We start from the raw sequence: 16,816 nt of genomic DNA on the forward strand, positions 1-16,816 counted from the left end.
TCTGAATACCGTTGAATAAATTCATTGTAATCCTTCACGCGTTCTTCAACTGGTCGCTTGCCTGGCAACTCCCGTGTGAATTCCATAAATCCGGTTGGCTTACCCATATTTCTTTCTCAGTTAATTTTTTAAAAATAATTTTCCCTTCAGTATTCGCCGTTTACTTATTCATAACTGCCTCTTTCCGCTTCTGCAATACTTTTTTATAATCGCTCGGGAATACTTTTACGAAGTTTTTCAACTGGTTGTCAAAATCATTTAAAATGAATTGGGCAACTGTACTTCCTGTATAGGTATAATGTTGTTGGATCAGGTCTCTCAGCTGTTCAACATCATCCTGTTCAACAGGATCCAGGTCAACCATTTCTTTATTGCAGAGATCCGGGAAAATTCCTTTCACGTCATAAATAAAAGCAATGCCGCCACTCATACCTGCTGCAAAATTTCTACCGGTATCGCCCAGGATTACCACCGTGCCTCCTGTCATATATTCACAGCCGTGATCTCCTACACCTTCCACTACAGCAGTAGCACCCGAGTTGCGTACAGCAAATCGTTCGCCTGCTTTACCGCGGATAAAAGATAGCCCCGAAGTGGCTCCATAAAAAGCAACATTGCCGATAATGATATTGTCTTCAGGAACAAAGCTTGCCTGTAAAGATGGGTATACTACCAGTTTGGCGCCGCTTAAGCCTTTACCAAAATAATCATTGGCATCTCCTTCCAGTTCCAATGTAACGCCTTTGGTATTGAAAGCGCCAAAGCTTTGCCCGGCTGTACCTGTAAGTTTAAAGTGGATCGTATCGTCCGGTAAACCTTCTTCCTTGTATCGTTTAGAAATTTCATTGGAAAGTATGGTACCGATGGTGCGATCCGTATTCTTCACATCAAAGGATGCAAATATTTTCTGCTGGTTTTCAATGGCAGGTTTTGCGGCTTCCAACAGTTTCCAGTCAAGTACTTCAGAAATACCATGATCCTGTTCTTCCATGTTATAAAGGCCGGTATATCTCGAAGCGGGCTCTTTATAAATAACAGGAGAGAGGTCAAGATTTTTGTATTTCCAGTGCGTAACGTCCGGCCTTGCTTCGAGGTAATCTACCTGTCCAACCATTTCATTAATGGTTCGGAATCCCAGTTCTGCCATGATTTCTCGGAGGTCTTCTGTAATAAAACGGAAGAAATTCACTACATGATCTGCATTTCCGTTAAAACGTTTTCTGAGTTCAGGATCTTGCGTGGCCACGCCAACCGGGCAGGTATTGAGGTGACATTTTCTCATCATAATACAGCCTTCTACCACCAGGGCTGCAGTAGCAATGCCCCATTCTTCGGCTCCCAGTAAGGTAGCAATCGCAATATCACGTCCTGTTCTCATTTGCCCATCTGCCTGTAGTACTACCCGGCTTCTGAGTTTGTTTTTCAGGAGGGTCTGGTGTGATTCTGCGAGTCCTAATTCCCAGGGAAGGCCGGCATGTTTAATAGAGCTGATCGGGGAGGCGCCGGTTCCGCCATCGTTTCCGGCAATAAGGATCACATCAGCTTTGGCTTTAGCAACGCCTGCTGCAATTGTTCCAACGCCTGCTTTACTTACCAGCTTTACACTGATGCGGGCTGCCCGATTGGCATTTTTCAGATCATATATCAATTGCGCCAGGTCTTCAATAGAGTAAATATCGTGGTGAGGGGGTGGGGAAATTAATCCAACCCCAGGAGTGGAATGCCGTACTTTGCCAATCCATTCGTCTACCTTATGGCCGGGCAATTGTCCGCCTTCACCGGGTTTTGCGCCCTGTGCCATCTTAATCTGCAGTTCATCTGCCATGGTCAGGTAATAGCTGGTAACGCCAAATCTGCCGGAGGCCACTTGTTTAATAGCACTTCGCATGGAATCGCCATTGGCCATTGGTTCGTAACGGAGATTATCTTCTCCACCTTCGCCTGTGTTGGATTTGGCGCCAATGCGGTTCATGGCAATGGCCAGTGTAGAATGTGCTTCGTGCGAAATGGAACCAAAACTCATGGCACCGGTAGCAAAGCGCTTCATAATACTTTCTGCCGGTTCAACTTCGTCTATTGAAATAGAAGGCCGGTTGTTTTTAAACTGTAACTGGCTTCTTAAGGTGGCTGCTTTAACGCTTTGATCGTTCACCAGCTTTGCGTATTTCTTAAAGCTGCCGTAATCATTCATCCGCGTAGAATATTGCAGGAGATGAATGCTCTGCGGGTTAAAAAGATGGAATTCTCCTTTGCGTTTCCATTGGTATACACCTCCTACTGGAAGCCGGTCTACTGGAATTTCTTTTCTACTGAATGCAAGGAAATGTTTGGCCAATGCCTCTCTTGCAATTTCATCCAGTCCCATTCCTTCGATCCGGGAAGTGGCACCAGTGAAATATTTATCTACTACGGTTCTGTTAAGACCAATGATCTCAAATATCTGGGCACCCTGGTAAGATTGCAGGGTGGAAATACCCATTTTGGAGAATACTTTTAATAAGCCATCATTGACCGCTTTGATATAGTTTTTCTTTAACTGATCCGGATCCAGGCTGGTTTCCATTTTACCGTTCAGCCGAAGGTCACGAATGGTGGAAAGCGCCAGGTAAGGGTTGATGGCGGTTGCCCCGAAACCAATCAGGCAGGCAAAATGATGTACTTCCCAAACATCTCCTGCTTCCACTACCAAACCTACCTGTCCGCGTAAACCTTTCCGGATCAGGTGGTGGTGAATAGCCGCCGTCGCAATCAGGGAAGGTATGGGGGCATGGTCTGAATCAATAGCCCTATCGGATAAGATCAGTACTTCAAAGCCATCCTGCGCTGCATCTACTGCATAGCGGCAAATGCGGTCGAGTGCTTTTTGGAGTGAACCGGGCTTACCGTCTGCACGGAAATAACATTGCAGGGTTTTTGCCTGGAAAATACCCGTATCAATACTTCTGATTTTTTCCAGTTCATGGTTGTTGAGGACCGGGTGTTTTAATGCCACGCTATGGGCTGCCAGCGGTTCTTCGTTCAGGAGGTTTCCATTATTGCCTACAAAGGTTGCCAGCGACATTACCAGGCGTTCGCGGATGGGGTCGATGGGCGGGTTGGTAACCTGTGCAAACAGTTGTTTGAAATAGCTGCTGAGGTGTTGGGGCTGATCACTGAGAATAGCAAGTGGGGTATCAGTTCCCATAGAGCCTACGGGCTCTTTTCCATCAATTGCCATGGGGGTAATGATGGTTTCCAGGTCTTCGGTAGAATAACCAAAGGCTTTCTGGTATTTGAATACCTGGTCGTGTTCAAGATGCGTAAAGAGTACCCTTGGTTCAGGCAACTCTTCCATCCTGATTTTATATTTATTCAACCACTCACCATAAGGTTTCTGGGAGCAGATCTGATCTTTCAGTTCTTCATCACTGATAATACGGCCTTGCTCCATGTCTACCACAAACATTTTTCCAGGCTGAAGCCGGCCTTTTTCTATAACGATAGAAGGATCTACCGGCAGGGCACCTGTTTCTGATGCCATAATTACGCGGTCATCATTGGTAACACAGTAGCGGGAGGGGCGTAAACCATTCCTGTCTAAGGTGGCCCCGATTATTTTACCATCTGTAAAGGAAATAGAAGCCGGGCCATCCCATGGTTCCATAAAGGAAGCGTGGAATTCGTAAAATGCTTTTTTTACCGGATCCATTCTGTCGTTACCATCCCAGGCTTCCGGAATCAGCATCATCATTACATGGGGTAATGAACGGCCGGTAAGCGTAAGCAATTCGATCATATTATCAAGGCAGGCGGAGTCTGATTGCCCGTCAGTAACGATCGGCAGCAACATATCCATTTCTTCCTTGGTGAAATAAGGCGAAGTGAATCCTTTTTCGTTGGTGCGTAACCAGTTCAGGTTGCCCTGAACGGTATTGATTTCTCCATTGTGGGCAATATAACGGAAGGGTTGTGCCAGCTTCCAGGAAGGGAAGGTATTGGTAGCAAAACGGGAGTGTACAAGGCCAAATGCACTTACGATCCGTTTGTCGCTTAATTCAGTAAAATAGCCGCGAACCTGGTTGCTGGTTAACTGGCCTTTATATACGACCGTTTTATAGGAAAGTGACGCAATGTAAAAGCCAATGGCGTCTTTACGTACCGTGTTGTTAATGGTATGGCTGGCGTAATTCCGGAGAATGAAAAGTTTTCTTTCGAAATCATCCGGGTTATTAATATGATCGGGACAGGCGATGAATACATGTTCCATTTCTGGTTCCACGCTCAGGGCGGTAGCACCGATACCTTCGGTATTTACCGGCACTTTCCGGTAACCAATGATTTCAAGTCCCAGTTTTTCGGCTGCGCGATTAAAAATATCGCGGCATTCTTCCCGTAAACGGATTTCTCTTGGAAAAAATAAGGCGCCTACACCGTACCGGCCGAAAGAAGGGAGGTGAAATCCGAGTTTTACACATTCATCGAAGTAGAATTCATGCGGTACCTGGATCATAATACCTGCACCATCGCCGGTATTTGCCTCACATCCACAGGCACCCCGGTGTTCCATGTTTTCCAATACGGTTAATGCATCGGAGATAATTTGATGCGACTTGTTGCTTTTGATATTTGCTACGAATCCAATTCCACAGGCGTCGTGCTCGAAAGAGGGGTGGTATAAACCCTGGTTGCTTGCCATCGTTGATAATGCAGTTTAGAAATTTTTTAATAAAATATACCTTCTGTTAGACAGAATTTAATATATGCAGCAAGCAAGGCTATGAATATACAACAAAAAATGAATATTCAGACCAGGTATCCAAAAAGATTATCATCCTTGTTTAATTCTACAAAGTTGATATTGTATTGCTGCATGTTTTTCAACAGGATATGGTAATCTGCCGGGCTTTTCAGTTCTATTCCTACCAATGCCGGCCCGGTTTCTTTATTATGTTTTTGCATGTATTCGAACCTTGTTATATCATCAGATGGGCCCAGGACAAAATTTACAAATTCTTTCAATGCGCCGGGGCGTTGGGCAAAGCGGATGAGGAAATAATGTTTGAGGCCTTCGTACTGAAGGGCTCTTTCCTTTATTTCCTGCATGCGATCGATGTCGTTATTGCTACCGGAAATAATGCAGACCACTTTTTTGCCTTTTATCTGATCGGAGTATTGATCCAGGGCGGCTATAGACAGGGCCCCAGCGGGCTCCACCACGATAGCATCTTCATTGTATAATTTGAGAATTTCAGCGCAGATGCGGCCTTCCGGCACCAGTAACATATCTTTCAGCACTTCTCGGCATATCGGAAAGGTTTTTTCTCCGACCCGTTTAACTGCTGCGCCGTCTACAAATCGTTCTATATTTTCCAGTGTAACCGGGTGCCCCTGTTTAATTGCCTGGTACATAGATGGTGCTCCTTCCGGTTCTACCCCGATAACCTGCGTTGAAGGGGAATAGGCCTGCATATAACTACCTACGCCTGCGGATAAACCACCACCCCCTACCGGTATGAATACAAAGTCGGGATCTGGTAATTCTTCCACTATTTCAACTCCTACGGTGCCTTGTCCCTCAATAATACGTTCATCATCAAACGGCGGAATGAAGACCATTTGTTGTTCTTCCGTATATGCCTTTGCAGCCGTGGCACAATCATCAAACGTGTCTCCGATCAAACGGATTTCGATCCAGTTTTCACCAAACATTTTTGTCTGACTTACTTTCTGGTTGGGCGTAATAATGGGCATAAACACAATGCCCTTTACCTTCAATTGTTTGCAGCTGAAGGCAAAGCCTTGTGCATGATTTCCTGCACTGGCGCATACTACCCCGCGGTTTAACTGTTCTGCGGGGAGGCTGCTCATCATATTGAAAGCGCCGCGTAGCTTATAACTTCTTACTACCTGCAGATCTTCCCGTTTCAGGTATACATGACAGTTGTAACGCCTTGATAAATTGGCGTTATAGGTAAGCGGAGTTTTTTTTATTACCCTTTTTAACCGGTGGGCCGCTTTGTGAAAGTCTAGTAAGGAAGAAACTTGAATGGGAAGAAATTTTAGAGTTTGGTAATGGTGTGAGCCTGTTGAAGGGCTCACACCTTTAGGTTATTATTTTCCTTGGTTTTCCGGACGAAGGCTGCGAACGGTTTTGCCGGCCTGCCACATTTCACTGTCGCGCAACTCTTTCAGTTCCAGTTCCAGTTTTTCGCGGTAGTCGGGTTGGCTGTTCAGGTCGATAGAACGCTGTGATTCTTTACCAGTTGCCACGCTTTCGTACAATTCTTTAAAAACAGGCGCTGTCGCATCACGGAATTTTTTCCACCAATCCAATGCGCCGCGTTGTGCGGTAGTAGAGCAGTTGGCATACATCCAGTCCATTCCGTTTTCTGCAACCAGGGGCATCAGGGATTGGGTAAGTTCTTCAACAGTTTCATTAAAGGCTTCAGAAGGAGTGTGGCCTTTATCGCGCAGTACCTGGTACTGTGCAGCAAAAATTCCCTGGATAGCGCCCATCAATGTTCCTCTTTCGCCGGTAAGGTCAGAGTATACTTCTTTTTTGAAATCAGTTTCGAAGAGGTAGCCACTACCTACTGCAATACCAAGGGCAATTACGCGCTCTTTTGCTTTGCCGGTTGCATCCTGGAAAATTGCATAGGAACTGTTCAGACCGCGTCCTTGCAAGAACATGCGGCGCAGGGAAGTACCGCTTCCTTTGGGGGCTACCAGAAATACGTCTACATCGGCAGGTGGAATAATACCGGTTTGCTCGTTAAAGGTAATTCCGAAGCCATGCGAAAAATAGAGGGCTTTACCAGGAGTGAGGTGTTTTTTTACAGTAGGCCATAAAGCAATCTGGGCAGCATCACTCAGCAGGTAGCAGATGATGGTTCCGCGCTCTAATGCTTCCTCAATTTCAAACAGTGTTTCGCCAGGAACAAAACCGTCTGCAATAGCTTTATCCCAGGTTTTGGAATTTTTCCGCTGCCCAACTATTACATTGATACCATTATCACGTTGGTTCAGTGCCTGACCGGGGCCTTGTACGCCATAGCCGATAACCGCTACTGTTTCATTTTTCAATACTTCCTGTGCTTTTGCCAGGGGAAACTCTTCGCGCGTTACTACATTTTCTTCTAGTCCGCCGAAATTTAATTTTGCCATGATTAAGAATAATTAAGAAGTTATACGATTTTTTATTTTTGATAGTTGTTGTTCCCAACACAGGTATTACATAGTAAACACTTCATCCTGCTTATCCAGAAACTCATTTTCTATTACTTCTTCGCTGGGTTCCAGTGCTTCAAATTCACGTAGTTTTTCATGGAAGCCGCTGCTTGCTTTTATAATGGCAACCCTTGCACTTCGTACAAATTCAATAAGCCCGTATGGTTCCAGTACAGTAATCAGTTTATCAGTTTCTTCCCGATGCCCCGTGGTTTCAAATACAGTGTAGTCTTTCCGGATTACTACGGCCCTGGCACCATGTTCGCGGAGCAACCGCTCTACTTTTACGTGTTCTGCGATTTCGTCGGTAGACACTTTATAGAGGGCAAGTTCCTGCCAGATCAGTTCCTCGTTGTTATTGTAATAGGCTTTTAAAACTTCTACCTGCTTCTCAATTTGGCGAACCAGTTTTTTTACTACTTCTTCTGCTTCGTGTATTACGATGGTAAAGCGGTGTATTCCTTCCACTTCTGAAGGCGAAGTGTTTAAACTCTCCACGTTTATTTTTCTGCGGGAAAATATGATGGCGATGCGGTTCAGCAACCCAATCTGGTTTTCCGTGTATACGGTTATGGTAAATTCTTGTTTGGTCATCGTTTGTTGTTTTTGTAGTCCATTATTCCCCTTTCTCACTTCAATCTTATCTCCGCCACACTGCAACCCTGTGGTACCATGGGAAACACATTGTTTTCTTTTCCTACCATCACTTCGAGCAGGTAGGCTCCATTATGATTCAACATAGTGGATAAGGCTTCGCGTAACTCTTTTCTTTCCCGAACGCTGTTGCCTTCAATGCGGTATCCTTTTGCTACCTGCACAAAATCCGGACTCGTAATATTTACAAAGGAATAGCGACGATCATGAAAGAGTTGCTGCCATTGGCGAACCATACCCAGGAATTCATTATTCAGGATCAGGATCTTGACATTGACATCAAATTGCATAATGGTGCCTAATTCCTGCAAGGTCATTTGAAAACCACCGTCACCGATCACAGCAACTACGGTTCGCTTGGGGTCGCCGTATTTGGCGCCGATAGCTGCCGGAAGCGCAAACCCCATAGTTCCCAGTCCACCGGATGTGATATTGCTTTTTGTTTGGTTGAAGTTGGCGTAACGGCAGGCCACCATCTGGTGTTGCCCTACATCTGTGACAATGATCGCATCTCCGCCGGTTAATTCATTCAGCACATTGATAACTTCTCCCATGGATAGAATATCCGTTGTGGGATGTAATTCTGGCTCTATGCACTGCTCCTGTTCCTGTTGCGCATAATCCCGGAATTTTTGCAGCCATTGCGGATATACCTTGGGCTCAATCAATTCCGTAAGCAGGGGGAGGGTATCTTTACAGTCGCCCCAAACCGGTACGGTAGCCTTAACATTTTTATCGATCTCTGCCGGATCAATATCGAGGTGAATTACTTTTGCCTGTTTGGCATATTTATCGAGGCGCCCTGTTACCCGGTCGTCGAACCGCATACCAATGGCAATTAACAGATCGCACTCATTGGTTAGAACATTGGGCCCATAATTGCCATGCATACCTAACATGCCTACAGCAAGCGGATGATTGGTTGGGATGGCACTCATACCCATTATCGTCCAGGCAGACGGAATACCAGCTTTTTCTATAAACTGAATAAATTCCTTCTCTGCTTTACCCAAAATAACACCCTGTCCGAAAATTACAAAAGGTTGTTTTGCTTCATTGATAAGTGCGGCAGCCTGCTCAATGTATTCTTTTCGGATAATTGGCTTTGGCCGGTAGCTCCGAACGTGCTCACATTTTTTATACCCTTCGTATTCGAATAATTGAAGTTGTGCATTTTTGGTGATATCGATCAGTACCGGGCCGGGTCGTCCACTTCGGGCAATATAAAATGCTTTTGCCAGTACCGCAGGAATTTCAGCGGCATCGGTTACCTGGTAATTCCATTTCGTTACCGGTGTGGTAATATTGATGACATCGGTTTCCTGGAATGCATCAGTACCAAGGAGGTGTGCAAATACCTGACCTGTTACTGCAACAAGCGGCGTTGAATCAATCATTGCATCGGCCAGGCCGGTTACCAGGTTAGTGGCACCCGGACCACTGGTGGCAAATACCACACCTACATTACCGGAGGTACGGGCATATCCCTGGGCGGCATGAATACCACCCTGCTCGTGGCGGACCAGGATATGTTCCAGCTTATCGGTATAATCATACAGGGCATCATAGATGGGCATAATGGCACCACCCGGGTAACCAAAAATGGTTTTAACACCTTCCGCTAGTAATGCTTCCAGTACTGCTTTTGAACCACTGATGGTTTCATTCTTCGTCGGTAACGCAGCCTTCTGCGGCTGACTTAACGTGCTTTGCATATTTAAAAAGAATTCCTTTAGTTACTTTTAATGAGGGTTGCTTCCAGTTAGCTTTACGCTGGTCAATCACAGCCTGATCTACTTTTAGCATAATTGTATTGTTAACTGCATCGAGTTCAATGATATCATTGTCTTCTACCAGCCCAATCAATCCGCCTTCAAATGCTTCAGGTGTGATGTGTCCGACGACGAAACCATGGGTGCCGCCACTAAATCGGCCATCGGTAATTAAAGCAACTGATTTACCTAAACCGGCACCGATAATAGCAGAGGTTGGTTTCAGCATTTCTGGCATTCCCGGTGCGCCTTTAGGCCCTACCTGGCGGATTACTACTACATCTCCTGCCTTAACACGACCGCTGCTTATTCCGGCGATGAGTTCGAACTCACCATCAAATACTCTTGCCGGTCCAACAAATTTTTCGCCCTCTTTACCGCTGATTTTGGCCACACTTCCTCCTTCTGCCAGGTTACCATACAGTATCTGCAGGTGCCCGGTGGCTTTCAACGGTGTTTCCAGCGGAAGAATAATTTTCTGTGCATCAAAATCAAGAGATGGAACTTCTTCCAGGTTTTCTGCAAGGGTTTTTCCGGTAACGGTAAGACAGTTTCCATGCAATAAACCTTTATTCAGCAGGTATTTCATCACAGAAGGAACCCCTCCGTGTTGATGTAAGTCCTGCATGAGGTATTTTCCACTGGGTTTAAAATCTGCCAGTACAGGCGTTTTATCACTGATGGCCTGGATATCATCCTGCGTCAGAGAAACTCCTACACTTTTAGCCATCGCAATCAAATGCAGTACAGCATTGGTGGATCCGCCTAAAATCATGATAACGGTGATGGCATTTTCAAATGCTTCGCGGGTCATGATATCGCTGGGTTTGATATCTTTTTCCAGGAGCAGACGGATAGCTTTGCCCGCTGCTTTGCACTCGTCTTGTTTTTCCTGGCTTAATGCCGGGTTGGAAGAAGAATAGGGGAGGCTCATGCCCAGTGCTTCAATTGCCGATGCCATGGTATTAGCGGTATACATACCGCCGCAAGCCCCTGCACCCGGACAAGAATGTTGTACAATACCTTTGAAATCGGCTTCGGATAATTGTCCGGCTATTTTTTGTCCCAGTGCCTCAAATGCTGAAACGATGTTCAAATCCTGGCCTTTATAATGACCCGGAGCAATAGTACCACCATACACCATAATTGAAGGGCGATTCAGGCGACCCATAGCAATGATGGAACCGGGCATATTTTTATCACAACCAGGCACGGCGATCAGTCCGTCATAATATTGTGCGCCGCATACTGCTTCAATGGAATCCGCAATAATATCTCTGCTTACCAGCGAATAGCGCATTCCCTCCGTACCGTTACTGATACCATCGCTTACGCCAATGGTGTTGAAAATAAGTCCGACCAGGTTTTCCTGCCAGATGCTTTCCTTAATGGTTTTGGATAAATCATTAAGGTGCATATTACAGGTATTACCATCATAGCCCATACTGGCTACGCCAACCTGTGCTTTTGCGAGATCTTCGTCTGTGAGTCCGATGCCGTACAACATAGCCTGTGCAGCTGGTTGTGTTGGGTCCTGCGTAATTGTTCTGGAGTACTTGTTTAACTGGTTCGACATGAGCAAACTGGTTGTTTAATATGTTGGTTATTTATGGTATAAAAAAACGATCCGCCCTTTGGAGGCGGATCGTTTGTAATGCGTTTTTGAAACCTGTTTACATACTATTACCACCTCCTGTACAGACAGGAATAATCACCACCACCACAATAATGACTGCGATAGCTAGGTGACTGATTAATTTGGTAGTACTTCTATTCATTGCTTCAATAGACAACGAATATACTACCTATCAGCTAATAAAAAAAGAGCATCGATTATTTTTTAGATAATCGTAGACTTCCGTAGTTCAATGTTTTCAGGATGCAGCTCATTCGGGATTTTATCCTGAATAAGATCAGCAACCAGCTCACCGATGGTGGAAGTAAAATAAAAATTCATCGGGTCAATATCCTTCGTCACAAATCCATTATCCAGCGTCCATTGGGCAGCGGCTTTCACTTTGGCAGCTTCAGTGCTTAACCCAATATGGTCGAGCAGCAGAGCGGCGGAAAGAATGGCGCCGATTGGGTTGGCGATATCTTTTCCGGCAGCTTGTGGATAGGAGCCATGAATGGGTTCAAACAATGCACCTCCGTTTCCAATGGAAGCAGAGGGAAGCAATCCCAGGGATCCGGTCAGTACACTGGCTTCATCGCTGAGTATATCCCCAAACATATTTTCGGTGAGGATCACATCAAATTGTGCCGGATGTAACATCAATTGCATGGCAGCATTGTCGACAAAAAGAAAATCGACGGATACATCCGGGTACTGCTGTTGCATTTCACGCACCAGCTTTCTCCATAAGCGTGAGGTTTCCAATACATTGGCCTTATCTACCAGTGTAAGTTTCTTTTTACGCTGTTGTGCGGCCTGAAAGGCGAGATGGGCGATCCGTTCGATTTCTTCTTTAGTATAGGCGCAATCATCAGAGGCACTATTGCCATCGGCTGACAATGTTTTGTTGCCAAAATAAATGCCCCCGGTCAACTCTCTGAAAATCACAAAATCCACCCCTTCCAGCATTCGGGGCTTAAAGGGGGTTAAGTGATGCAAGGAGGCATAGGTGGTAACAGGACGTATATTGGCGAATAATTGTAAGGATTTACGCAGTTTTAATAATCCCTGCTCAGGGCGTATTTTGGCGCCAGGGTCATTGTCGTACCGGTGATGACCGATTGCACCTAACAGAATGGCATCGCTGTTCAGGCAAAGTTCAATGGTTTCGTCGGGAAGAGGGCTGCCTGTTTTATCAATGGCATCCGCCCCCATCAATCCGTACTGGTACTGAAAATGATGGTTGAAATGGCTGGCCACGGCATTCAGTACATGAATGGCCTGCCGGGTAACTTCCGGCCCAACTCCATCTCCCAGAATAACCGCGATCTTTTTTTCCATGCTTCTATTATTGGGAAACTGCCATCGAATGTGCTTTGGCCAGTGATTCCAGGTCATCATCGCTTACTTCCTTTTTGGTATCGGCAACTTCCAGGAATTTCGCGTATAGTTCATCGATGTCATTCCGGTTGAATTGATGCCCCAGTTTCTGAAAGCGGTAAGCCAGTGCGCTTCGGCCGCTTCTAGCGGTAAGAACAATTTTGGAACTATCGGCACCTACTTCCTCCGGGGCAATAATTTCATAGGTAGTGGTATCTTTTAAGAAGCCGTCCTGGTGTATTCCGGAAGAATGAGAGAAGGCATTGGCTCCGACGATTGCTTTATTGGGTTGTACCGGCATACGCATGGTATCGGCTACTTTGCGGCTCATGGGGTTCAGTTGGGTGGCATTAATACCGGTATAGAATCCCATGGAACTGTGTTGGCGGATAACCATTACAACTTCTTCAAGCGAGGTATTACCGGCCCTTTCTCCCAACCCGTTGATGGTACATTCGATTTGCCGTGCACCGGCAATGATACCTGCAATGGAGTTAGCGGTAGCAAGTCCCAGGTCGTTATGACAGTGGCAGCTCAGCACGGCCTTGTCTACATTGGGAACATGGTTGATCAGGTAGGCAATTTTTTCGCCGTACTGATGGGGTAGGCAATAGCCTGTAGTATCAGGAATATTTACAGTAGTGGCGCCTGCGGCAATAACGGCTTCTACCACTCTTGCCAGGTATTCATTATCGGTTCTTCCGGCGTCTTCGGCATAAAATTCCACGTCATCGGTAAAATTGCGGGCCCATTTTACGCATTGTATGGCACGTTGCAGAATTTCTTCCCGGGTGCTGTTGAACTTAGCTTTAATATGAAAATCGGAGGTGCCGATTCCGGTATGAATTCTTTTGCGGGCTGCGGGTTGCAGAGCGGCAGCGGCCACTTCAATATCTTTCTGCACAGCCCTGCTCAGTCCGCAAACCACGGCATTTTTAAGTAGTTTGGCAATCTCATTTACCGCTTCAAAATCACCAGGAGAGGAGATTGGGAAGCCTGCTTCCAGAATATCCACGCCCATTGCCTCCAGCTCCAGCGCCAGCTCAATTTTTTCCTTTTTATTGAGTTTGCATCCGGGAACCTGCTCGCCATCGCGAAGGGTAGTGTCGAAAATGAAGATTTTTTGATCCATACAATGCTGTGTGTTTAAATAAAAAGGGGCAGGTACCGTAAGCTGGTTTTGCTTGCTATGTACTGCATTACGGCCACCTGCTTCCCGAAAGTACCGACAGAAGGATGCGAAAAGAAATCAAAATGGCTCGTATATTACAGCGGTTAATGCCCCCTAAATCGGCTGAAACGCCCTGTAGATAAGGATTTTTAATTTGATAATTTACGATGCCCAACAGATCCATAGATCCCCTGTTTCAACTGATCAAAACGCTGGAAAAGTCCGAAAAGCGGAATTTTAAGCTGTATGTTACCCGTAATACCTCCTCCGACAACCTGAAAATCATTGAATTATTTGATGCATTAGACCGGCTGTCAGAATATGATGAAGCCCTATTGCTGAAGAAAACGCCGGGCATAAAGAAACAGCAATTAAGCAACCTTAAAGCCCATTTATACAAGTCGATTTTATCCAGTTTGAGGTTGATAAAAGATGATCAAAACATTGATATTCAATTACATGAGCAAATGGGTTATGCCCGGGTGCTTTATAATAAAGGCTTGTATCACCAGAGCCTGAAGATCCTTGACAAGATGAAGGATCTGGCCCGGCAGCACAACCAGGTCAGTTTTCTTGTTCAGGCCCTGTTTTTTGAGAAAAAGATCGAGGCCCTGCATATTACCCGCAGCAGTGAACACCGGGCCCAGAGCCTGGTAAAGGAGTTGGAGGAGGTGGTTGCCCGGATCAAAGCCATCAATGATAGCTCCAATTTATCCCTGTTGTTGTACGATTGGTATATCCGTCATGGGCACGCCCGTAACAAACAGGATGGAGAGGAACTGAATGTTTTTTTTGAACAACATATGCCCGAACGGGCCCCGCAGTTTAAGGGATTCTACGAAGAGCTTTATGTGAACCAGAGTTATTGCTGGTACGCATTTATCCGGCAGGATTTTTTGCAGTATTACCGGTACACGTCCAAATGGGTTGAACTCTTTCAGCGGCACCCTGATATGATCAAAGTTGAAACACTTCAGTATATCAAAGGCTTGCATAACTTACTGAGCGCCCATTTTGATTTAAAAAATGAAGAAGGCTTTACCAAATCGCTGAAATTGTTTGAAGAGCTTGAACAGAGTGAATGGGTACAGCAGAACGATAATAACCGTATTCAGGCCTTTGTGTACCTGCAGCAGGGAAAAATTAATCAGTATTTCATGACCGGCAGGTTTACAGAAGGGCTGTCGATAGTGGAACACCTGGAAGAGAAATTGCAGGAATACCAGCTGCAGCTCGACAGGCACCGGGTATTGATTTTTTATTATAAAATAGCCTGCCTGTATTTTGGGAGTGGTGATAATGAAAAAGCCATTGATTACCTGCAGAAAATAATCAATTGGAAACTAGATCTGCGTACGGATCTGCAATGTTATGCGCGGCTCCTGCACCTCATTGCTCATTATGAGCTGGGCAATTTCGACCTGTTGGAATACCTGGTAAAATCGGTGTATCGTTTTATGGCTAAAATGGGTAGTCTAAGCATCGTAGAAGAAGAGATGTTCAGTTTTCTGCGAAAGTCCTTCCAGTTTTCTGCGGGCGACGAACGGCCCGCTTTTCAACAATTACTGGACGCCATCAAACCTTATGAGAATGACCCCCGCGAAACGCGTACCTTCTCTTACCTGGACGTTATCTCCTGGCTGGAAAGTAAAATTGAAGGAGTGCCCGTGCAGGAAATAATCCGACGAAAATACCTGGCGAGCAAGCGGAAAAAATAGGCGGTATAATACCTTTTACAGGTCGCTTTTCAACCGGGCATATTTTAACTCCTCGTCTTCGAGCCAGAACTCCCAGTGGGGATTCATAAAATCATCCGTTTCATGGATCCAGCGGCCTCCGCCAAGGGGGGCAATTAAGGTTGTCAGAAAAGCTTTGATTTCGGTTTTACGTACCTGGAATGCGGCTTTCCGGGTCTGTAGCTCGGTTAATTCGTCGTGTACTTTCTTTATTGCCAGAATTTCTGAATCGGTGTAGGTTTTGTCGGATTTGCGCAGAATTAATTGGTGGTAGCGGGCTTTTACCTGTTTGATCTCTTTATCCAGGGATCCTGCCAGTTTATCCTGTTCAAATAATTCCTGTACCAGCCCTTTCAGGTTGAGCGGAAGCTTGTCCGTTACAGGGGTTGGGTAAATTACTGCGGCGGTGGCCGTACTGGAAATTTTCAGGACTTCTGACATAGGACAGGACTTTATATTATAATTTTATTTATTATGACAGCTGCTTTTACCGGGTCATTCTTTTCAACGTTGAAACCGGCGGCTTGGTATTCAGGGGTAATTCCATTCACCGATTAATTTTATAAATTGTCTTTATTGGATACATTCCTTACCTTTGCCCACTATTTATTTTGGGAAAGATAGGTGTGTTCCATATAACGTATTGACAATCATCCTGTTTCGTTCCGGCAGAAATGGCTGAAGAACGAGCAGGTTTTGGCATGTACCCGTATCTGAATCAAAGGAATAGGATCCATAAAACACAATCTGTAGTATATATATGGCTATCAAAAAAGAAAATCGTCCCAAGTCCAGTTTCTCCAAGATTACCATTGGACTGGCTTCACCCGATTCCATCCTGGAAAAAAGTTACGGTGAAGTGTTGAAGCCTGAAACCATCAACTATCGTACGTACAAACCTGAAAGAGACGGTCTGTTCTGCGAGCGCATCTTCGGACCTGTAAAGGATTACGAATGTGCCTGCGGAAAATACAAGCGGATCCGTTATAAGGGAATTGTCTGTGATCGTTGTGGGGTGGAGGTTACGGAGAAAAAGGTACGCCGTGAGCGCATGGGACATATCAAGCTGGTAGTGCCAGTAGTGCATATCTGGTATTTCAAAAGCCTGCCGAATAAAATCGGTTACCTGCTTGGGATGAGTTCCAAAAAACTGGAAAGCATCGTTTATTACGAAAGATTTGTGGTTATTCAGCCTGGTATTCGGGCGGATAAAGGACAGAATGTAGGTGATCTGTTAACAGAAGAGGAATACCTCGACCTGTTGGAGACCCTGCCAAAAGAC

10 protein-coding genes and 1 pseudogene are annotated in these 16,816 nt (G+C 45.5%); 2 read left to right on the top strand and 9 right to left on the bottom strand.

The window, feature by feature from the left end; translation table 11 throughout:
• Positions 1-160: 160 nt before the first annotated feature.
• The 8 genes from gltB to A1D16_RS13720 all read right to left on the bottom strand — a co-directional run bounded on the left by gltB (position 161) and on the right by A1D16_RS13720 (position 13,759).
• Positions 161-4,675, bottom strand: coding sequence for a glutamate synthase large subunit (gene gltB / locus A1D16_RS13685; protein ID WP_290710421.1), 4,515 nt, complete (start codon positions 4,673-4,675; stop codon positions 161-163).
• A 107-nt stretch (positions 4,676-4,782) separates the two neighbouring features.
• The gene (gene ilvA, locus A1D16_RS13690; protein ID WP_366206835.1) at positions 4,783-6,027 is read right to left on the bottom strand and encodes a threonine ammonia-lyase IlvA; all 1,245 of its coding nucleotides are present in this window, start codon (positions 6,025-6,027) and stop codon (positions 4,783-4,785) included.
• Between the two features lie 63 nt (positions 6,028-6,090).
• On the bottom strand, positions 6,091-7,143 hold the full coding sequence (gene ilvC, locus A1D16_RS13695; RefSeq protein ID WP_290710425.1) for a ketol-acid reductoisomerase: 1,053 nt from the start codon (positions 7,141-7,143) through the stop codon (positions 6,091-6,093).
• A gap of 66 nt (positions 7,144-7,209) precedes the next feature.
• Positions 7,210-7,800 (bottom strand): acetolactate synthase small subunit, encoded by a 591-nt coding sequence (ilvN, locus tag A1D16_RS13700; RefSeq protein WP_290710427.1) that lies wholly within the window; start codon positions 7,798-7,800, stop codon positions 7,210-7,212.
• Positions 7,801-7,835: 35 nt separating this feature from the next.
• Complete coding sequence (gene ilvB, locus A1D16_RS13705; RefSeq protein WP_290710430.1) at positions 7,836-9,575, bottom strand: biosynthetic-type acetolactate synthase large subunit; 1,740 nt, start codon at positions 9,573-9,575, stop codon at positions 7,836-7,838.
• Entirely contained in the window at positions 9,523-11,208 is a 1,686-nt protein-coding gene (ilvD, locus tag A1D16_RS13710; protein WP_290710432.1) for a dihydroxy-acid dehydratase, read from the bottom strand. The genes ilvB and ilvD overlap by 53 nt, the downstream gene beginning before the upstream one ends.
• Positions 11,209-11,472: 264 nt before the next feature.
• Positions 11,473-12,588: a 3-isopropylmalate dehydrogenase gene (leuB, locus tag A1D16_RS13715; RefSeq protein ID WP_290710434.1), complete on the bottom strand. Its 1,116-nt coding sequence runs from the start codon at positions 12,586-12,588 to the stop codon at positions 11,473-11,475.
• 7 nt (positions 12,589-12,595) lie between these two features.
• Complete coding sequence (locus tag A1D16_RS13720) at positions 12,596-13,759, bottom strand: 2-isopropylmalate synthase (protein WP_290710436.1); 1,164 nt, start codon at positions 13,757-13,759, stop codon at positions 12,596-12,598.
• Positions 13,760-13,965: 206 nt separating this feature from the next.
• Between A1D16_RS13720 and A1D16_RS13725 the strand changes: the two genes are divergently transcribed.
• A complete protein-coding gene (locus A1D16_RS13725; protein ID WP_290710438.1) occupies positions 13,966-15,516 on the top strand; it encodes a hypothetical protein in 1,551 nt (516 codons plus the stop codon).
• A 15-nt stretch (positions 15,517-15,531) separates the two neighbouring features.
• On the opposite strand, the gene A1D16_RS13730 is transcribed toward A1D16_RS13725, so the two are convergent.
• Positions 15,532-15,975, bottom strand: a complete 444-nt coding sequence (locus A1D16_RS13730; protein ID WP_290710440.1) for a hypothetical protein — start codon at positions 15,973-15,975, stop codon at positions 15,532-15,534.
• Positions 15,976-16,294: 319 nt separating this feature from the next.
• On the opposite strand from A1D16_RS13730, the pseudogene A1D16_RS13735 reads away from it, so the two are divergent.
• Positions 16,295-16,816: pseudogene (locus tag A1D16_RS13735) on the top strand (DNA-directed RNA polymerase subunit beta'); the annotation flags it as partial.

Origin of the sequence: Flavihumibacter sp. CACIAM 22H1 (assembly GCF_001601815.1) — a bacterium.
Taxonomy (GTDB): Bacteria; Bacteroidota; Bacteroidia; order Chitinophagales; family Chitinophagaceae; genus Flavihumibacter.